The organism is Rheinheimera maricola, from assembly GCF_016918075.2.
GTDB classification, from domain to species: Bacteria; Pseudomonadota; Gammaproteobacteria; order Enterobacterales; family Alteromonadaceae; genus Alishewanella; species Alishewanella maricola_A.
Map to the genome: position 1 here is coordinate 448,692 of NZ_JAERPS020000001.1, position 17,796 is coordinate 466,487.

General features: G+C 48.0%; 20 protein-coding genes. 11 read left to right on the plus strand and 9 right to left on the minus strand.

Going from position 1 to position 17,796, the window contains the following annotated elements; translation table 11 throughout:
* Positions 1 to 28 precede the first annotated feature (28 nt).
* The 6 genes from I4W93_RS02050 (at position 29) to I4W93_RS02075 (ending at position 7,037) form a co-directional block, all read left to right on the plus strand.
* A complete protein-coding gene (locus tag I4W93_RS02050; RefSeq protein WP_205310092.1) occupies positions 29 to 1,990 on the plus strand; it encodes a polysaccharide biosynthesis protein in 1,962 nt (653 codons plus the stop codon).
* Positions 1,991 to 2,085: 95 nt separating this feature from the next.
* Positions 2,086 to 2,484: a hypothetical protein gene (locus tag I4W93_RS02055; RefSeq protein WP_205310091.1), complete on the plus strand. Its 399-nt coding sequence runs from the start codon at positions 2,086 to 2,088 to the stop codon at positions 2,482 to 2,484.
* 55 nt (positions 2,485 to 2,539) lie between these two features.
* A complete protein-coding gene (locus I4W93_RS02060; protein WP_205310090.1) occupies positions 2,540 to 3,205 on the plus strand; it encodes a YjbF family lipoprotein in 666 nt (221 codons plus the stop codon).
* Positions 3,202 to 3,936, plus strand: coding sequence for a capsule biosynthesis GfcC family protein (locus I4W93_RS02065; RefSeq protein ID WP_205310089.1), 735 nt, complete (start codon positions 3,202 to 3,204; stop codon positions 3,934 to 3,936). Before I4W93_RS02060 ends, I4W93_RS02065 begins: the two co-directional genes overlap by 4 nt.
* Positions 3,937 to 3,954: 18 nt before the next feature.
* Positions 3,955 to 6,036 (plus strand): YjbH domain-containing protein, encoded by a 2,082-nt coding sequence (locus I4W93_RS02070; RefSeq protein WP_205310088.1) that lies wholly within the window; start codon positions 3,955 to 3,957, stop codon positions 6,034 to 6,036.
* Positions 6,033 to 7,037 (plus strand): hypothetical protein, encoded by a 1,005-nt coding sequence (locus I4W93_RS02075; RefSeq protein ID WP_205310087.1) that lies wholly within the window; start codon positions 6,033 to 6,035, stop codon positions 7,035 to 7,037. The genes I4W93_RS02070 and I4W93_RS02075 overlap by 4 nt, the downstream gene beginning before the upstream one ends.
* Positions 7,038 to 7,048: 11 nt before the next feature.
* Here the strand turns inward: I4W93_RS02075 and I4W93_RS02080 are convergent, their stop codons facing one another.
* From I4W93_RS02080 to I4W93_RS02090, 3 genes are all read right to left on the minus strand, one after another.
* The gene (locus tag I4W93_RS02080) at positions 7,049 to 8,566 is read right to left on the minus strand and encodes a sensor domain-containing diguanylate cyclase (protein ID WP_205310086.1); all 1,518 of its coding nucleotides are present in this window, start codon (positions 8,564 to 8,566) and stop codon (positions 7,049 to 7,051) included.
* Between the two features lie 70 nt (positions 8,567 to 8,636).
* The gene (locus tag I4W93_RS02085) at positions 8,637 to 9,653 is read right to left on the minus strand and encodes an MJ1255/VC2487 family glycosyltransferase (RefSeq protein WP_205310085.1); all 1,017 of its coding nucleotides are present in this window, start codon (positions 9,651 to 9,653) and stop codon (positions 8,637 to 8,639) included.
* A 3-nt stretch (positions 9,654 to 9,656) separates the two neighbouring features.
* A complete protein-coding gene (locus tag I4W93_RS02090; RefSeq protein WP_205310084.1) occupies positions 9,657 to 10,250 on the minus strand; it encodes a thymidine kinase in 594 nt (197 codons plus the stop codon).
* Between the two features lie 142 nt (positions 10,251 to 10,392).
* Here I4W93_RS02090 and I4W93_RS02095 point away from each other — a divergent pair, with 142 nt between their 5' ends.
* From I4W93_RS02095 to I4W93_RS02105, 3 genes are all read left to right on the plus strand, one after another.
* Positions 10,393 to 10,812 carry an MAPEG family protein gene (locus I4W93_RS02095; RefSeq protein ID WP_205310083.1) on the plus strand — a complete coding sequence of 140 codons (420 nt, stop codon included), beginning with the start codon at positions 10,393 to 10,395 and terminating at the stop codon, positions 10,810 to 10,812.
* A gap of 3 nt (positions 10,813 to 10,815) precedes the next feature.
* Positions 10,816 to 11,244, plus strand: a complete 429-nt coding sequence (locus I4W93_RS02100; protein WP_205310082.1) for a YqaA family protein — start codon at positions 10,816 to 10,818, stop codon at positions 11,242 to 11,244.
* A gap of 72 nt (positions 11,245 to 11,316) precedes the next feature.
* A complete protein-coding gene (locus I4W93_RS02105) occupies positions 11,317 to 11,706 on the plus strand; it encodes a DUF2750 domain-containing protein (protein ID WP_205310081.1) in 390 nt (129 codons plus the stop codon).
* Positions 11,707 to 11,757: 51 nt separating this feature from the next.
* On the opposite strand, the gene I4W93_RS02110 is transcribed toward I4W93_RS02105, so the two are convergent.
* Both I4W93_RS02110 and I4W93_RS02115 read right to left on the minus strand, forming a co-directional pair.
* Complete coding sequence (locus tag I4W93_RS02110) at positions 11,758 to 12,747, minus strand: 2-hydroxyacid dehydrogenase (RefSeq protein WP_205310080.1); 990 nt, start codon at positions 12,745 to 12,747, stop codon at positions 11,758 to 11,760.
* A 69-nt stretch (positions 12,748 to 12,816) separates the two neighbouring features.
* On the minus strand, positions 12,817 to 13,296 hold the full coding sequence (locus tag I4W93_RS02115) for a glutathione peroxidase (protein ID WP_224673220.1): 480 nt from the start codon (positions 13,294 to 13,296) through the stop codon (positions 12,817 to 12,819).
* 87 nt (positions 13,297 to 13,383) lie between these two features.
* Between I4W93_RS02115 and I4W93_RS02120 the strand changes: the two genes are divergently transcribed.
* Positions 13,384 to 14,265 carry an NAD(P)-dependent oxidoreductase gene (locus tag I4W93_RS02120; protein ID WP_205310079.1) on the plus strand — a complete coding sequence of 294 codons (882 nt, stop codon included), beginning with the start codon at positions 13,384 to 13,386 and terminating at the stop codon, positions 14,263 to 14,265.
* 5 nt (positions 14,266 to 14,270) lie between these two features.
* The gene (locus I4W93_RS02125) at positions 14,271 to 15,188 is read left to right on the plus strand and encodes a transporter substrate-binding domain-containing protein (RefSeq protein ID WP_205310078.1); all 918 of its coding nucleotides are present in this window, start codon (positions 14,271 to 14,273) and stop codon (positions 15,186 to 15,188) included.
* On the opposite strand, the gene I4W93_RS02130 is transcribed toward I4W93_RS02125, so the two are convergent.
* The 4 genes from I4W93_RS02130 to I4W93_RS02145 form a co-directional block, all read right to left on the minus strand.
* The gene (locus I4W93_RS02130) at positions 15,185 to 15,643 is read right to left on the minus strand and encodes an RES family NAD+ phosphorylase (protein WP_205310077.1); all 459 of its coding nucleotides are present in this window, start codon (positions 15,641 to 15,643) and stop codon (positions 15,185 to 15,187) included. The genes I4W93_RS02125 and I4W93_RS02130 overlap by 4 nt on opposite strands.
* Complete coding sequence (gene parS, locus I4W93_RS02135; protein WP_205310076.1) at positions 15,643 to 16,092, minus strand: type II RES/Xre toxin-antitoxin system antitoxin; 450 nt, start codon at positions 16,090 to 16,092, stop codon at positions 15,643 to 15,645. Before parS ends, I4W93_RS02130 begins: the two co-directional genes overlap by 1 nt.
* Before the next feature lie 117 nt (positions 16,093 to 16,209).
* A complete protein-coding gene (locus tag I4W93_RS02140; protein ID WP_205310075.1) occupies positions 16,210 to 16,869 on the minus strand; it encodes a CoA transferase subunit B in 660 nt (219 codons plus the stop codon).
* 10 nt (positions 16,870 to 16,879) lie between these two features.
* Positions 16,880 to 17,581, minus strand: a complete 702-nt coding sequence (locus tag I4W93_RS02145; protein ID WP_173500440.1) for a CoA transferase subunit A — start codon at positions 17,579 to 17,581, stop codon at positions 16,880 to 16,882.
* Positions 17,582 to 17,796 lie beyond the last annotated feature (215 nt).

The window sequence follows — 17,796 nt, forward strand, 5'->3', positions numbered from 1 at the left end:
TAACAAAAATAAAATTCTGGAGTATGCCATGTTGGGCTGGTTATTGGCCTTACCACGTTCTTTCAAACGGATGATATCAGTATGTGTAGACATCGTTTTCATGTGTTTTTCACTGATTACGGCGTTTTTACTTACCCAAGCTGACAAAGTATCAGAGCTTGAATTGATATTGCTGGTATTTTGTTTGAGTTTGCCAGTGACCTTACTCATTTTCACCAAGCTGGGTTTGTACCGAGCGGTTATCCGCTATATTGGCCAACACGCTTTGGGAGCGGTTTTAGCCGGTATAGTCAGTAGTGCCATGTTATTGTCGCTGTTATTTGCTGCTTTTGGTATTACCGATAAAGGCAGTTTGATTTTTGTTTATTCTTTGCTGGCTTTGATAACGTCGGGAGGGCTACGTTTGCTCGCCCGCATGTTTTTGGTACAGCGTAACAATGGCCACAAGGCCAGAGTGCTGATTTATGGTGCCGGCTCTTCTGGCCGTCAATTGGCTCAGGCGTTAATGAACGGTGAACAGTATCATCCGGTGGTGTTTGTTGATGATGATATAACCTTGCAACGCTCAACCATTTTGGGTATCCCTGTGGGGGCTCCGCCGCAAATTACCAGTTTAATAAAAGCGCACGGCATAAGCCGGATCTTGCTGGCGCTGCCTTCTGTTAGCCGGGCACGTCGGCGCGAGGTATTAGATGCATTAGAAGAGTTACCGATCCCCGTGCAGTCTATTCCGGGAATGAGCGATTTGGTTGATGGCTCTATGAGAATAGATGAATTACAAGATGTAAAGATTGAAGATCTGCTTGGCCGCGATCCTGTCGCGCCAAAAACAAAATTAATGCAGGCCAATATTCAACATAAAGTGGTGATGGTAACCGGCGCAGGCGGCTCTATTGGCTCGGAGCTGTGCCGCCAAATTATTTGTTATCAGCCAAAAGTGTTGGTGTTGTTTGAGTTATCAGAGTTTAGTTTGTACAACATTGAGCAAGAGCTTGCTACGTTAATCGCGCAGCAAGAGCTGGATGTAAGATTGATACCCGTAATGGGTACATCGCAGCGGCGCCAGCGCTTACAAACTGTTATGACGGCTTTTGCGGTACAAACGGTGTACCATGCAGCAGCTTACAAACATGTGCCACTGGTTGAATATAATATTGTCGAGGGCGTGCGCAATAACGTTTTTGGTACCTGGTATGCGGCTGAAGCTGCTATTTCTTCGGGTGTCGAAACCTTTGTACTAATTTCCACCGACAAAGCCGTGCGGCCAACCAACATGATGGGAGCGTCAAAGCGCTTGTCTGAACTGGTATTGCAAGCTTTGGCCAGGCAACAAAGCAAAACACGTTTTTCGATGGTGCGCTTTGGTAATGTATTGGGTTCCAGTGGTTCAGTGGTGCCGCTATTTCGCGAACAAATTCGTAAGGGTGGTCCGGTAACGGTAACGCACAAAGACATTATTCGTTACTTTATGACTATACCCGAAGCTGCGCAGCTGGTGATCCAAGCCGGGGCCATGGGCAAAGGCGGTGATGTCTTTGTACTGGATATGGGCGAGCCGGTTAAAATCGCCGATTTAGCCAAACGCATGATCCACCTGATGGGGCTTGAGGTTAAAGATGAAGTGCACCCCAACGGTGATATCGAAGTAAAGTACACTGGTTTACGTCCAGGAGAGAAACTGTATGAAGAATTACTTATTGGTGAGAATGTAAGAGGTACAGAGCATCCGCGCATTATGGCGGCTGATGAAGTGATGTTAGACTGGACTGCAATGTTACAGCTGTTAGAAGAGTTAAGCGAAGCCTGTAATGACTATGATGTTGGTCGGATTATCGAAATTGTTAAAAATGCCCCTACAGACTTTCATTATTCAGGGCAAAGTTGCGATTTGATCTTGGCCACCAGGACTAGCTTACAACGCAGTAGCGAGCCAGCCGAACAGGGTGCGATAGCAACAAATGTAGTTGATATTAACGAGCTTAGGGGCTGAGAATAAACTTGGCCTGGTTGTCCTGAATGCTTGAACTGGTGTTAAATTTGGGATAACATTCTCACAGTTTACTATTTGGGTTATAGGATTAAAGTATGAATAAACTTTTAATCGCAGTTGCAGTTGCGGCTGCGCTAGGTGTACCGCAGGCTGAGGCACTAAATGTTGATGGTGCGTCGGCAAATGATGCTAGCCAAAACATTACTCCTGAAGTTATTGCTGCTGGTACTGTAGGCGGTATTGTTGCTTGTACTATTTTTTGTGATGGTCAGGGCAGAGGCATTGTTGGTGATGACGATGACGACGATGACGATGACGACGACGACGACGACGACGACGACGACGACGATGATGATGACGATGACGACGATTGTGATGAAGGCGAAGTGTTAGTAGGCGGTGTGTGTGTACCAACAACCACAACCACTACAACGACTACGACTACAAGCACGACGACGACAACAGTGCCTGTTACGGTTACTGGTACGTTCTAATCTTTTGTATTTAAAAAGCCGCCTTAATGGCGGTTTTTTTCTTTAAGGTGCTTTAATGTTCAGGCGCATATTGTTGTTGTTAGTGCTGAGTAGTCTTATTGGCTGCAGTGGTACCTTATATGTCTATAAAGAAAACGTCAGATTACTGCTTCAATCTGCAAAGGCAGCAGAGCCCGATCGGGCCTTTGTTGCTGCCAGTAAATACGATGTTATTCAAGTTTCCTTTGCAGATAAGCGCGCCATTATGGCGCTGGCGTTTGTTGAAAACGGCCAGCATAAATTTATCTCTGCAGACAACGGTTTTCTAATATTTGCTAACGGGCGGATTGTCCGCACGGCGGGTTTTGTTGACAACTTACTACATGTGGATAATTTAGCCGAAGATCCGTTGCAACACGCTTATACCGGGCTGGATGGCGCTAGCTGGCAGTTTGTCGAACAAACTAACACCTTACCTGCGCAGCTGAATCAGGCACAGTTTAAACTTGGCGCTGAGCAAAGCTTAAGCTTATTAGGTCACAGCTTTACTACCATCTTGCTGACAGAAACCGTAACTCCACGGCATAAATCTGCTTTTGTTAATCTATATTGGTTTGACCTGAAAACGGGCGAGTTGCTGCAAACTAAGCAGCATCTGGCCAGTATGCCGGATGCTGTAACGATCGTTTTTCTCAGCAGTGCCAATCGTATTTTGGCAGAAAATCCGGAGCACAATAAATGAGACTTACCTTAGCTTTTGTCTTTGCTGTTATCGGTTTATCTGCTGTTACAAGTGCCAGCGCTGAAACTTACGTTGAAATAAATGGCAAACAGCATACCTTTGCTCAGCCAGTATCGCTGGCGAAAGTATTGCAGCACATTGAGCAACCAGAATTAGTCTATTGGCCTGGTGCAAGTCTTTTTCTCGAGTCAGAGCAAGTGGTGCAGCAAAAACACGCACTTATGGCCACATTGATGAATCAATTAGGCCGTTTGCCTGGCCAGTCTGCCGAAAAAGCTCAGTTAGCGGATTTTATAGCCTGGCTGGCTGGTGTTCGCGTTGGCAGAAGAATTGAGCTGCCTATTGAGTTTGAACGCGCACGACATGTGAAAAGATCTAATCCATTATTGCAAGACCAGCGTTTTTATCTCAGTGCTAAAGCCGTCCAACCAGAGCTGCTATTAATTGCTGCGGTGACCCAGCAGCAAGTTGACATTAAGCCGGGCGAGACTGTGTGGCTGCACGAAGTGCGTGATCAGTTTGCATCTGATGCTGCTGACAATAGTTGGGCCTACTGGTCTGTTAGTGGGGCAGAGTGGCATAAAGTCGGCATAGCCTATTGGAACAAGCATCCGGTTGAACTGGCCGCAGGCGGTATGCTTTACGTGCCTTTTACATCGTCTGTTTTGGGCAGCGATAGTGAGGCCATTAACCAACAGATACTTTTGCTGCTGCGCAACTGGGTCCGCTAGGACATGAGTATAAATGTAATGATTAAAGTAATTTTTCCCGGCATTTTGTTTTCTGCCTTGTTTGCTCCCGCTACGCTGGCACAGGATTATGACTACAGTCAGGCTAGCCATGGCGGTGTGGGTATTTTTCAGACTCCGACAGCAAGGATGGCTCCGGCCGGCAATTTTAGTCTTAACTACAATGATTTAGAAGAGTATCGCTTTTGGAGTGCTAGCATACAATTATTTCCATGGCTGGAAACAACGGTGCGCTACACCGATGTACGTACACGCTTATATAGCCCCTATCCAGAGTTTAGTGGTGATCAGACGCTAAAAGACAAAGGCATCGATGTAAAGTTAAGGTTGTGGCAAGAAAGTTACTATCTGCCTCAGGTTAGTGTCGGCTGGCGTGATTTTGGTGGCACCGGCTTTTTTGAAAGTGAGTATGTCGCTGCAAGCAAGCGTATTGGACCTTTTGATTTGCATGTAGGTATGGGCTGGGGGTACCTCGGTTCAGGTGGCAATATCAGCAACCCGTTTTGTGAGCTTAGCGATGCTTATTGTCAGCGCCCAGGCGGATTTTCTGGCCGCGGTGGCATGATTGATTATCAACGTTTTTACAAAGGCCCGGCTTCTGTTTTTGCTGGTTTGGAATACCAGACGCCTTGGGAACCTTTGAAGTTAAAAGTCGAGTATGAAGGTAATAATTACACTAAAGATCGCGCCCGCGGCATAGTACAGGATAGTGAGTTCAATTATGGTCTGGTGTATAGCTATGACAATATTGATTTTCATTTAAGCTATCAGCGTGGCAATACTGTGGCATTTGGTGTTTCTGTTGGCTCAAATTTCAATACTATACGTACTCCGAAATTCGATAGCCCAGCGCCTGAGGTAAACGAAAAGGGCTTGTCGTCGAAACGATTCAAACGCACGCCGCTTAGAAACCAACTTTATTATCGCGCTGGTTTTGTTACCACCGGGATCAGGCTTGAAGGTGATGAGCTTATTATCCGTGGCCAGCAACAGGCATTCCGTGAGTTTGATGTATCTATTGAGCGTATTGGCCGGGTACTAGCCAACTATGCACCAGATAATGTTAGCCACTATCGCATTATCATTGAAGAGCTGGAAATGCCCATCACAGAAGTGGTGCTTAATGCGCAAGAGTTCAGATCTTATGCCCGTTATGAATCTCTGGATGCGCCTGTTAGCTCTGTTTATGTTCGCAAAGCTCCGTCTATGGACGAGGTAGATTGGCAATTTACTACCTTGGATCATGGTTTTAACTATGCGTTTCAGCCGTTTTGGATGCAAATGCTGGGTAATCCCGAAGCATTTTTTATGTATCAAGGCGGCATTTTGTCGTCGTTGTCATATCAATTTTCTGAGCCTCTGTCGGTAACGGGGGTAATGAAAACAACCTTGCTGGAGAATTTTGATAAGTTTAACTTCAAAGTGGATACGCAAAATTCAACGTTACCCCGAGTTCGTACTTATTCGCGTGAGTATGTAACGCGCAGTCACTTTACGTTGGATAGGTTGTTTGTAAATTACCGTGAACGATTGCAGCAAGATTGGTATGCCCAGGCTTACGCGGGTTATCTGGAGACAATGTTTGCTGGCGTAGGGGGCGAAATACTGTACCGCCCGGTGAACAGTAATTTTGCGATAGGCGCTGACCTAAACTACGTTAGACAACGTGACTATAACAGTGAATATAAACTATTCGATTATTCCGTTGTAACGGGTTTTGTATCGTTATACTGGGAGCCAAAGTTTATTGAAGATACCTTGTTTACCATTAGCGCAGGACGTTATCTGGCTAAAGACGTTGGCGTAAATATTGATATCGGCCGCCGTTTTGATAGCGGCATTGTTGTTGGCGCCTATGCCGCATTGAGCAATGCAACTGCTGAAGAATACGGTGAGGGCAGTTTTACTAAGGGGTTTTACGTCAAGATCCCATTTGATTTGCTGTCGTTTAAATCAGCGAAGGGGTCGGGACAGATCCCGTGGATCCCGTTAGCGCGTGACGGCGGGCAAATGCTAAACCGACCTGTTCACTTGTATGGCGTGACGAATGATCGTGCAGAACCACGGCGTTATTATAAATGATAGTAAACGACGAATTTGCTGTTGCTAAAGCGGCTTGCCAATATTTAGCGCGACAGGTGCAAGATGATGGACAGTTTGTGTATTTACGCTCTGCTAAAGGCAAGCATTTAGTCAATAAGCCCTACAATATGCTACGCCATTGTGGTTCCGTTTGGGCAATGGCGGCTTTCTTGCGTATTGAACAACATGAAGAAACGAAGCAAAAGTGCTTAAAAGCGCTAGAGTTTGCCCGGCAACAAATTGTCAAATGTAACTCGCCGGAAGCGGACGCTGAGCTGTTATTTATACTGGATAGAAAAGCAATCGCCAAACTTGGCGGCAATGCGTTGGCGTATTTGGCTTTTGACAGCTTTGCAGGCCAGGATCCGCTATTGCAGCAAGGCTTACTTGCTGGCTTGCATTTCTTTTTGACGCCTGAAGGTGCGATCAAGTTTTCAAAATTTGACCCCTATTTAGGTTTAGCTACAGACTTTGTATCCGAATATTACCCCGGTGAAGCGGCATTAGCGTTATGTACCGCGGGCGATTTCGAGACGGCATATCGTTTGACTATCGCGCTGCGCGACACTCGTGACAAAAATAAAATGACGCAAGACCATTGGTTGATGCAAGCATTAGAAGTGATGATAAAACATTATTTGCCAATAAAAACCGAGGGATCTGAGCAAAAAGTGCGGTTCTGCTTACAATATCTGCATGATTTATATAATGAGATATTTAATAACCGCGTTTATCTTGGTCGCAATACTCCTGTGGCATGCCGTGCCGAGGGTATTTTATCTTATTTAGCGGTGTTACATGCTGTGGGCGACGTCAACCGTTACATTGGCGTTAGAGTGTTTTTGCAGCAACTGATGCAGGAATTACGCAGCTACCAGGTTCAGGATGGTGAAATTGCCGGGGCTTTTCTGGATCATAATAAAGCACGTATTGATTATACGCAGCATTCGTTATCAGTATTCATCCGCTTTGTAGCGTACCAAAAAGCGGGTATCTTGTAAGCTAACTGATGTTACCCATTAGTGTGAATGACTAAGCAGTTGCGGCCATTAGCTTTAGCTTGATATAAGGCTTGGTCGGCTGCTTTTATGAAGTCACTACTGCTGTTGGTTTTATCCGGTACCATACTCACTACGCCTATACTAGCTGTAATGTTGCTGGCAATATCTGACGCTGAGTGTTTTATCGCTAACTTCGCCAGAGCTAGTTGTACTTGCTCAGCCATTTTCTTGCAGGCATGAATATCGCTGCCAGGCAAAATAAGCGCAAACTCTTCTCCGCCATAGCGGGCAGCCAGCTCGCCCTGGCGTTTGGTCTGCTGGTGTAACAGCTGAGCAATCTGCTTCAAGGCATCATCACCAGCTTGATGGCCATAGTGGTCGTTATAGAGCTTGAATCGGTCAATATCCAACAGCAGTAGGCCCATGGGGAGTGAATTGCGGGCGCAGCGTTGCAATTCATTTTGTAGGCTGGTGTCAAGTTGTCGGCGATTGGCAATAGCAGTGAGGCCATCTTGGGATGCTTGTTGCTGCAGTTCTAGATTGGCTTGCAGCAATTGTTGTTGCATATTTTGCAGCGAGTGGCGGTAGCGCACGTTTTGCAGCGTGTTAGCTATCATTTCACCGACCAGCTTCATACGTCTGAGATCATTGTGGGTCCAGTTACGCTGGCGCGAAACCATATCGCAACCGACAAAACCAATCAACTTGTCGTCTGCTAGCATGGCGCAACATAACACTGACTGAATGTCTTCTGCATCGAACTCTTGTTTTTCTGCTGCCGCCTCTGCGGGCAGCTTAGCAACTTCATTTACTGCAAACACCAAATCACGCTTGAGCTGTTGGCAAAAATACGGTAGCGCCGCTTCGGGTATTTGTTGTAATTGTGCTTTGTGTGTTGAGATGCCAGCTCGCACCCATTCATGGGTATTGCTCATTTCGTCGACGTCGTTGTTAAACTGAAAAACATAGCTTCGATCAGCATGGCAAAACTCACCAACGGCCGCCAGCGCATCTTCAATATGTTGATCTAGCATATTGTCTTGTACATTAATCAGCTGAGTAGAAATAAGCGACATAAGTTTGTCAAAGGCCAGCGCTTCTTCCAATTCTGACGTATCGGCTACAGCTTGAGGTAACACAGGTATATCACCTATGTTATTAATGGGTTGCAGCGTCACCAAAATACTGTTGTGCAAGGTAAAGGACAAGGCGACACTGGTACTGTGTAGTAACAAGGTGTCGCAGCAATGTTCCAAGGCAACGGGTTGTTGCAGTGCGGTACCACTAAGTGCCTGCAGCAATGGGTTGTGTAGTAAGTTAAAGGCTTGTTGTTTGGCAGGGCAGAGCAATTTTATATGCTGTAAGTCTGATACCGAGAGCACAGCTTTATTGGCCGGCAATTGAAGTAGTTTCAATGCCGCTACATTAGCAAACACCTCTGCTTTGGTGTTTTCTTTATAAAGCAGGGCGATAGGTAAGGCATCCAGCAAGCCCCAAAAGTGGGGCAAGGTTACAGTTCGTTCCGTCATTACAGCACTCGCTCTGTGATCAGACTTTACTATAACTGATTTAACGCTGTTGGCAAAAACAGCAACACGGCTACTGCCAGAGCGATTTGCTCAGTGTCGCTATGCTGTCTGGGGTGTCTTGCAGTAGCCAATCACAGATGGCGCTGGCGACATTGGGGTATTGCACGGTGTTAGTGTTGGCTGGTGCATTAAGCCAATTGGCAACAATTTTAGTACTGAGGCTATTGCTGCGATCGGCCAGTTGCAGTTGCTGTAAAGCCAGGGCGTTAGATTCCTGCTCCATTTGGCCGTGCAGCGGTTTTACCAGTATTTGCTTTTGCAGTTGCAACGCTTCGCTGATTAACTCAAAGCCGGCGTTACTCAGTACATGGCTGCAACTGGCTAAATCGGCTTTAAACGCCTGCAGCGCCGGTGGATGGGTGTGGATATGTCCCAATTGGGCCTTGCTTAGTCCCGGGCCATACAGATAAAAACGGTATTGGCTAAGCGGTTTTAGCATGGCAATAACCTGTTGCTGATCTTCAAAGGGTAAATACACCAACACTTTACCGGCCTGAACATCTTCGCTGTGGTCTGCTTCATCAATAATAGGTGGCAGGATAGGCTGGTGAAAATGATGCCAGTGCAGGCCCAGTTGATATTGCGCCGGTGCAAAATGCTTAAACACCAGTTTACTCATCAGATTGGCGTGTTCCATCGGGATGTCATGTAAGAACGCGTACTGATGACCAATGGCAAAGCTGGCTTTATTTTGCTGCTTTGCCGCCTGAGCGGTTACCGGTTCAAAGTCGGTGAGTACCAGGTCGTAGGGGCTGAGATCCAGCGCCTTGATATCTTGTTGCAGGGTGCGGATTTGCGCCTGCCAAAAGCTTTGCCAGTAATTTACTTTGCCGTTTTGGGTAACAAAGGTTAAGCCGCGTTTTAGCTGATAGTTGCCAAACTGCTGCATATCAAACAGTTGGTCAGCGGGGCGGCCGGAGAACATATAATCTACCTGCACGCCGGCTTTCGCCAAATATTTCCCCATAGCGCGGGCGCGACTGATATGTCCGTTACCGGTAGCTTGCACACCATAGAGAATTTTCATTTGTTACTCCGTTTGTTTATCCTGCCAAACCAGGGCTTTAAAATGCTCGCGGCACATAGAAACATAACTTTCATTGCCACCTATCTGCACCTGCGAGCCGGTAGTGGCGGCGTTGCCGTGTTCATCCAGCCGCACCACAAAGTTTGCTTTGCGGCCACAGTGGCAGATGGTTTTCAGCTCGACTAATTTATCGGCCCAGGCTAACAGCGCTTCGCTGCCGGCAAAGGTTTCGCCTAAAAAGTCGGTGCGCAGGCCAAAGGCCAACACCGGTATATTTAATTTATCTACCACATCGGTTAGCTGGCGCACCTGAACTTTGGATAAAAACTGGGCCTCGTCTATCAGCACGCAATCCAGCCGTCCTTGCGTTTTAAGCTGCTGCACATGATTGATAAAGTTAAAGCTGTTATCAAAAATATGCGCATCCATTGCCAAACCAATCCGCGAGCTGACCTTGCCCAAACCAAAACGGTTATCCAGTGCGGCGGTGTAAATAGCTACTGTCATGCCTCTTTCCTGATAGTTATATGCACTTTGCAGTAAAGAGGTTGACTTACCGGCGTTCATTGCCGAGTAATAAAAATATAATTGCGCCATGACGTCATCACGTTAAAAAAACACAACGCAGTATAACCGTAACCACTAATAAAATATAAAGGCTTCAGATGACAGAATTAAGACGCTGGCATCTTTAGCCTTGCTGCATTAAGCTCTGTGCGGACTAAATTTGGAGAATAAGATGGAAAAACTGATATTGCTGCCGGTATTTGTGCAGGTATTGCTCACCAGCGTGGTAATGGTGTTGATGGGCCGGCGTCGTATTCGCGCGGCTAAAAATAAAGAAATAAGCGTAGCGGCATTTAAAACCATGAACCTGACCGGCGCCAACGAGCAGGTAATTGCTACCAGCCGCAACTTTGATAATCAGTTTCAAATGCCGATGCTGTACTTGTTCAGTGTGTTGTTTACCCTGCAACTTGGGCTGGCAGACATAGCCTATGTAGCGCTGGGCGCGGCTTATGTGTTGTTGCGGGTGCTGCATACAGCGGTGCATATCGGCAGCAACACAGTGCGTTTACGCTTTAATGTGTTTTTACTCAGCTGTGCTGTGCTGTGGGCTATATGGCTGCGGTTGCTGTGGCAGGTGCTGGTTGGCTGATTAATGCTGGTATATTTTTCGTTATTTTGTAGCGGCCTGTTGGCCGCTACATTGTTTCCGGCGTCCAGTGAAGTACTGCTGCTGGCATTGCTGCAGCAGGGTTACAGCCCTTTGTGGTTGTTTGTTGCGGCCACCGCCGGTAATACGCTGGGCTCTTGTGTTAACTGGTATCTGGGGCGTAAATTGCTGCATTTTCAGCATAAGCGCTGGTTTCCATTTTCCGCCGCTGCTATGGACCGGGCACAACTGCAGTTTCAGCGTTTTGGCAGTTGGAGTTTATTGTTTGCCTGGTTACCGGTGGTGGGCGATCCGCTAACCTTAATAGCCGGCATGTTAAAGCTACGTTTTGGCCTGTTTTTGTTGTTGGTTTTGCTGGGAAAAGCCGGCCGTTATGCGCTGCTGATTGGCTTGGCTAATGCGCTGTCGGCGTAATTATTATTGGTAAAAGGCTGCCGGATCCGTCATCATTAGCAGCATTACTGATTTGCTTAACAGGAACCTATCATGGAATATCAATTAACCGCTGACGAGATCAAACGCATTACCGCTTTAGATGCAGAGCAGCGTTATACCTACTTTATTCAGGCAGTGGCTGACCTGGAGAAAATCTGGATTTTAACCGACGAAGAAGGCTTTGTGCTGGTAAGCGCCGAAGATGAACGTTGTATTCCGGTATGGCCACATGCTGAGCTGGCACAGCAATGGATTGAAGGTGAATGGCAACATTGTACCGCCCAGGCAGTAGATGTTGATACCTGGCTGGACAAGTGGACGTCGGGCTTAAACGGTGACGAACTGGCTATCGCAGTTCTGCCGGATGCCGACGGCCCGGGTGTAGTGGTAATGCCGGAAGAGCTGGCAGAAACCCTGATTAACGAAATGCAGGAAGACTAGGCCATTAAACGCTATGTTTTATGCAAAAAAAAGCAGCCGTAAGGCTGCTTTTTAATTGGCTAACTCGTTGCCGGTTGCGGTGTTGCTGGCAAAAGCCAGTAAGTTATCACTGGTTACCTGACAAATTTCCTGCAGTGCCTCGCGGGTAAAGAATGCCTGATGGCCGGTGATCAGCACGTTAGGGAAGGTAAGTAAGCGCTTAAACACGTCGTCGTCTATTACCTGTTCAGACAGGTTTTCAAAAAACAGATCGGCTTCCTGCTCATACACATCCAGCCCAAGGTAACCAATTTTGCGCTGTTTTAAGCCGGCAATAACCGCTTTGCTGTCGATTAAGGCGCCACGGCTGGTGTTAATCAGCATAACGCCATCTTGCATGCTACCTATGCTGTAGTGGTTAATAAGGTGTTTGGTGTCGGGCGTGAGCGGGCAGTGCAGGCTGATAACATTACTTTGGGCGTACAGCTCTGCCAGCGGCACGTAACGGCCACCAAGCTCTGCAATCAGCGGGTTTTGCACAATGTCGTGGCACAGTAAGCGGCAGCCAAAGCCATGCAGTATCCGGGCTGTGGCCAGGCCAATACGGCCGGTGCCGATTAAACCAACTGTTTTACCAAACAGGTTAAAGCCCAGCAGGCCGTCGAGGGCAAAGTTGTCATCACGCACGCGGTTATAGGCTTTATGCAGTTTGCGGTTCAGGCACAGCATCATGCCTATGGTGTGTTCGGCGACGGCTTCCGGTGAATAAGCCGGTACCCGTGCGACACGAATACCCAACGCTTTGGCGGCGTCCAGGTCAACATTATTAAAACCGGCACAGCGTAGCGCCACCATTTCAATGCCCATTTCAGACAGCTGCTGCAATACTGCGGCATTTAATTCGTCATTAACAAACACGCAAACGGCATGGCTACCGGCAGCCAGTTTTGCACTGTCGCTGCTTAAGCGGCTTTCAATGTAAGTAAACTGTAGGCTGCTGTCTGCCCACTGGTTAAACCCTTCACGGTCATATTTTTTGGCGCTGAAAACGGCAACTTTCATGGCTTTTCTCCCTGTGTTGCCGTACAGCTTAGCGCATAACACATGGCGGTATTTAGCGCTGGATCAAATTTACAGCAAGTCAGCTATTGATTGCGCAATGCTGGCAGGCTTGGTACGCGGCGCATAGCGCTTAACTACATCGCCGTCTTTGTTTACCAAAAACTTGGTGAAGTTCCACTTTATAGCGCGGGTTTTCATAAGGCCGCGGGCGCTGTCTTTTAAGTGTTCAAACAATGGTGACGCTTCCGGACCATTGACCATCAGTTTGGACATTACCGGAAAGCTCAGGCCGTAGTTAATTTCACAAAACTGCTGAATCTCGCTGTCGGAGCCAGGCTCCTGGCCGCCAAACTGGTTACACGGGAATGCCAGGATCACCAGGCCTTTGTCATGATACTGCTGGTACAACTGTTCCAGCTCTTTATATTGTGGTGTAAAGCCACACTGGCTGGCGGTATTAACAATGAGCAGCACCTTGCCACGATAGCGGCTTAAATCGACTTCATTACCGGCTGCGTCTTTTACTTTGTATTGATGCACATTAGCCATGCGGATCCCTTAGTTAAAATGCTTTTCATTGTGTACGGAACTTTGTAAGCTTTGCGCCACAGTATGTCACAGATTTAAGTCATTAATATGTCAATTAATAGTGAGAACAAAGTCGCTTTTATCGGCCTGGGCGTAATGGGCTACCCGATGGCGGGCTACCTGCAGCAAAAAGGCTATCAGGTCACGGTGTATAACCGTACCCTGGCTAAAGCAGAGAAATGGGCCGCGCAATATGGTGGCGGTTTTGCGCAAACGCCCGCGGCTGCGGCACAGGGCGCTACGTTGGTGTTTCTTTGCGTGGGTAACGACAACGATGTACGCTCGGTGGTGTACGGCGAACAGGGCGTGCTGGCCGGTATGGCCTCGGGCTCAGTATTAATTGACCACACTACCGCATCGGCTAACTTAGCCCGTGAACTGGCTCAAGCGGCCAAGCAGCAGGGCATCGGCTTTTTAGATGCACCGGTATCAGGCGGCCAGGCCGGCGCGGAAAACGGCGTATTAACAGTGATGACCGGTGGCGAGCCTGCCGACTTTGCCAAAGCCGAAGCGGCGATTATGAGCTATTCACGCTGCGCTAAACTATTGGGCCCGGCAGGCAGTGGCCAACTGGCGAAGATGGTTAACCAGATTTGTATCGCAGGCGTGGTGCAGGGGCTGGCCGAAGCGCTTAACTTTGCCCAAAACGCCGGTTTAGATGCCGCAGCTGTGGTCGAGGTTATATCACAAGGTGCCGCCTCATCCTGGCAGATGCAAAACCGCTCGCTGACCATGCTGGACGGTAAATACGATTTTGGCTTCGCGGTAGATTGGATGCGTAAAGATTTGGGCATAGCCCTTAGCGAAGCGCGCGAGAATGGTAGCCACTTACCGCTAACGGCATTGGTAGACCAGTTCTATAGCGAAGTGCAGCAAATGGGCGGTAACCGGTGGGATACCTCTAGCCTGCTGGCCAGATTAAAAAGGTAACCCTATTGACGGCACTGATGCGACGCGCTTTTTACATAAAACTGTTTAGCTGCGTTATTTGCGGTTTATTTGGCGCTGTAACGGCGGCTGATACTGTTGCAATTACACGCGACGCGCCTTTTGTCTGGTTAAAAGCAATCAATAACGCCACTACTTCGGGTGTTAAAAATCGCGATATTGATGGTGCAACGGCAGCATTATTGTTTCCGTTGGTGTCGCAACAGCCGCCGCAGCAAATTGAAGCTAATTTTGAGCGGCAGTTTAAGTTGCTGCAGGAAATACCAGTAGCATGCAGTGGCAAGAAGATTTATACGCCGGAGCGCGCCCGGCTTGGACATTTTTCTGATATCCCGCAATTGTTTTCCGTTGGCCTGAGACTGTTTGTTGTTAAGGACTCTGCTTACGCGGAAATAATTGCCGAACTGGCCAAAGCAGGCCGGTTGTCTATGGCAACGTTAGCGAATTCTCTGCCCCGTTTGATGGTTGGTGCTGTGGCCGGGCGTAGCTATACGCCACAACTGGACGACGTATTACAACAGTTTGCCAGTACAAAGCGTTTGTGGTTGCGCAGTGCTGAAGATATGGCAAGTGGCATGACGCAAATGTTGGTTAGCCAGCGGGTTGATGCAATAGTGGAATATCCGACGATCATGGCAGATTTCAGCCCTGATAATACGGATAAAGTGTTTGTCAGTTACCAGATTATCGAAACACCGGCTTTTACTGATGGGTATATTTTGTGTGCAGCAACGCCCCAGGGCGAAGCACTGGTGAAACGGTTTAATGCGGCGATCCGTGAGCGCAGCCAGCAGCGTGATTATCTGGACGCACATCTACAGTGGTTTGAACCGGCACGGCATAATGAAATTTTGGCTTATTACAACAAAGTGTACGGTACCCATTTTGTCTTAGATGAGCATTAACAGAGTCGGGGATCTGGCATGAAGTCCAGTTGCTTAATACTGGCCAAAATGTTGTTAAATCGAGCATGCTGTGGATTTAGCAGAAAATTGTTTTCCCGCGGTGCGATAACACTGGGCACTGATAACGCCAGGCTGGCGTTTTGTGCCAACCAGCTATCGCCAATATGTGCGGTAGCTGTGCTGGCTGGTTGTTGTTGCCAATCAGATGGCAGATTGGCCCGGCTGACAGACAGTACATCATCAGTGGCAATAGTTAATTGAAATAACCGGTATTGCGATAGCGCCTGCCGGTTATTTAAATGTACCAGAATCTCCAATATGGCCAGAGCTTCAGAACCTGCAGTATAGACACAAAGCAAGCCTTTGCTGTTCCAGCGTCCGCCGTAAAGCTTTGCTCCTTCGCCGTCAAAGGCTTGCGCCGCCCATTTGTTATGCACTAAGCGATACAGCTGCATCAGGCAAAGACGCCGTGTTCCAGACGGCCAATTAAATCTAATATTGCCTGGGTTTCAGCCGATGTTGCCAGCATCTCCAGCGGTGCTTTATCACCAAGGCCGTACACCGGCTCTGTAAGCCAACGTTTGGCTGCTGTTTGATCTTTATCAAACAGGGCATTCGCAGCTACCAGCACGGTGGCAAAACGATGTAGCCGGTCACTTTCTTCCTGTGTAAATTTACCCAGCTTTGCCCGCCGGGCCAGTGTGGCAGGAGCCAGCTGACATACTTGCGCCAGTTGCTTTTTATCCAGCATTGACACCGTCGCCAGCTTATCAAATACGCTGTAGCTAAATCCTTCATGCAGCGCCTGATATAATTTAGGTCCACGCTCAGCAATACCCAACTGTTGCCACAAATTGGGTGCGGCGTAAAGTGTGGGGGTAAACTCACGTACTAAGGCTGTCATGATACACCTTTTTATCAATTGATATTTAGTAAGGTTATCATGTGATTTTGGTGTGGTCAAAAAAAGGGCGCTAAGATCATCACAATCTTAGCGCCCTTAAGAGATTAAAGCGGCAACTTAGTTAAACACCATCTCCGGTATATCGCCTTCGATAACCAGCTTGCCAGCGGTTTTTTGTTGAATTTCTTCAACTGAAATGCCCGGAGCACGCTCCAGTAAGTGGAAGGCGCCATTGCGTACTTCCAGCACGGCTAAGTCTGTAACGATTTTCTTCACGCAGCCCACCCCGGTCAGCGGCAGGGTGCAGTCGGTTAGCAGCTTGCTGTTGCCGTATTTGTCGGCGTGTGTCATGGTCACAACAATGTTCTGTGCACCGGCGACTAAATCCATTGCGCCGCCCATACCTTTTACCAGTTTACCGGGGATCATCCAGCTGGCGATATTGCCGTTTTGATCCACTTCAAAGGCACCCAGCACGGTTAAATCGACATGGCCGCCGCGGATCATGGCAAAGCTTTCAGCCGAACTAAAAATCGCCGCGCCTTTAATGGCGGTGACGGTTTCTTTGCCGGCGTTAATCATATCGGCGTCAATTTCGTCTTCAGTTGGGTAGGGGCCCATACCGAGTAAGCCGTTTTCTGATTGCAGCATTACTTCAATGCCGGCCGGCACATAGTTGGCCACTAAAGTCGGAATACCAATGCCTAAGTTAACGTAGTAACCGTCTTGCAGCTCTTGCGCCACGCGCATGGCAACCTGTTCACGAGATAAAGCCATTGTTGCCTCCTTAACCTTGACGGACCATACGACGTTCAATGCGTTTTTCAAAGTTGCCTTTAATTACGCGTTGCACATAAATACCCGGGGTGTGAATTTGTGATGGTTCCAGCTCACCCGGTTCGACTATCTCTTCTACTTCAGCCACGGTAATTTTGCCGGCGGTGGCCGCCATCGGGTTAAAGTTCATTGAGGTGTGGCGAAACACCAAATTGCCGTAACGGTCAGCTTTCCAGGCACGTACTATGGCAAAATCGCCAGTAATGGCCGGCTCTAACACATAATGACGGCCATCAATTTCACGGGTTTCTTTACCCTCGGCAACCGGCGTGCCGTAGCCGGTGGCAGTAAAAAACGCTGGTATGCCAGCGCCGCCGGCACGCATTTTTTCTGCCAGGGTGCCTTGTGGTGTTAGCTCTACTTCCAGCTCGCCGCTGAGCAGTTGTTTTTCAAACAGGGCGTTTTCGCCGACGTAAGAAGCAACCATTTTTTTAATTTGCCGGTCCTCCAGCAAAATGCCCAGGCCAAAGCCGTCTACACCGCAGTTGTTAGATACTACGGTGAGATCTTTGGTTTTCATTTTTTTAATCTGGGCAATTAAGCCCTCTGGAATACCGCATAAGCCAAAGCCACCGGCAATAACGGTCATGCCGTCCTGCAGGCCTGCCATGGCGTCTTCGTAGCTATGTACGACTTTATTAAACCCTGCCATTTGTTGTCCTCTGTTCTTTGCTGAACTATCTGTAGCGAACTGCTCTTCGACTGCGCGGCTGCTATCTGTGCCGAGGTAAGCGCGCAGTACACTTTGACCGGAACCGTGTTTTTCATGGATGAAAAACAGGAGCCTACAGGGACGTATTTACGGCGTGTTCCGGCAAAGTAGTACGGAGTGATTACCGTGTTCGAAGAACCTTAGTTGTTGCTGTT

What these genes read in the sequence shown, in the direction of transcription:
- I4W93_RS02065 (WP_205310089.1), top strand. Translation starts at nt 3,202, where the DNA reads ATGAGACTTACCTTAGCTTTTGTCTTTGCTGTTATCGGTTTATCTGCT.
- parS (WP_205310076.1), bottom strand. Translation starts at nt 16,092, where the DNA reads ATGACAGCCTTAGTACGTGAGTTTACCCCCACACTTTACGCCGCACCC.
- I4W93_RS02100 (WP_205310082.1), top strand. Translation starts at nt 10,816, where the DNA reads ATGCTGGTATATTTTTCGTTATTTTGTAGCGGCCTGTTGGCCGCTACA.
- I4W93_RS02115 (WP_224673220.1), bottom strand. Translation starts at nt 13,296, where the DNA reads ATGGCTAATGTGCATCAATACAAAGTAAAAGACGCAGCCGGTAATGAA.
- I4W93_RS02050 (WP_205310092.1), top strand. Translation starts at nt 29, where the DNA reads ATGTTGGGCTGGTTATTGGCCTTACCACGTTCTTTCAAACGGATGATA.
- I4W93_RS02085 (WP_205310085.1), bottom strand. Translation starts at nt 9,653, where the DNA reads ATGAAAATTCTCTATGGTGTGCAAGCTACCGGTAACGGACATATCAGT.
- I4W93_RS02095 (WP_205310083.1), top strand. Translation starts at nt 10,393, where the DNA reads ATGGAAAAACTGATATTGCTGCCGGTATTTGTGCAGGTATTGCTCACC.
- I4W93_RS02120 (WP_205310079.1), top strand. Translation starts at nt 13,384, where the DNA reads ATGTCAATTAATAGTGAGAACAAAGTCGCTTTTATCGGCCTGGGCGTA.
- I4W93_RS02145 (WP_173500440.1), bottom strand. Translation starts at nt 17,581, where the DNA reads ATGGCAGGGTTTAATAAAGTCGTACATAGCTACGAAGACGCCATGGCA.
- I4W93_RS02055 (WP_205310091.1), top strand. Translation starts at nt 2,086, where the DNA reads ATGAATAAACTTTTAATCGCAGTTGCAGTTGCGGCTGCGCTAGGTGTA.
- I4W93_RS02090 (WP_205310084.1), bottom strand. Translation starts at nt 10,250, where the DNA reads ATGGCGCAATTATATTTTTATTACTCGGCAATGAACGCCGGTAAGTCA.
- I4W93_RS02075 (WP_205310087.1), top strand. Translation starts at nt 6,033, where the DNA reads ATGATAGTAAACGACGAATTTGCTGTTGCTAAAGCGGCTTGCCAATAT.
- I4W93_RS02105 (WP_205310081.1), top strand. Translation starts at nt 11,317, where the DNA reads ATGGAATATCAATTAACCGCTGACGAGATCAAACGCATTACCGCTTTA.
- I4W93_RS02060 (WP_205310090.1), top strand. Translation starts at nt 2,540, where the DNA reads ATGTTCAGGCGCATATTGTTGTTGTTAGTGCTGAGTAGTCTTATTGGC.
- I4W93_RS02070 (WP_205310088.1), top strand. Translation starts at nt 3,955, where the DNA reads ATGATTAAAGTAATTTTTCCCGGCATTTTGTTTTCTGCCTTGTTTGCT.
- I4W93_RS02080 (WP_205310086.1), bottom strand. Translation starts at nt 8,566, where the DNA reads ATGACGGAACGAACTGTAACCTTGCCCCACTTTTGGGGCTTGCTGGAT.
- I4W93_RS02110 (WP_205310080.1), bottom strand. Translation starts at nt 12,747, where the DNA reads ATGAAAGTTGCCGTTTTCAGCGCCAAAAAATATGACCGTGAAGGGTTT.
- I4W93_RS02130 (WP_205310077.1), bottom strand. Translation starts at nt 15,643, where the DNA reads ATGCAGCTGTATCGCTTAGTGCATAACAAATGGGCGGCGCAAGCCTTT.
- I4W93_RS02140 (WP_205310075.1), bottom strand. Translation starts at nt 16,869, where the DNA reads ATGGCTTTATCTCGTGAACAGGTTGCCATGCGCGTGGCGCAAGAGCTG.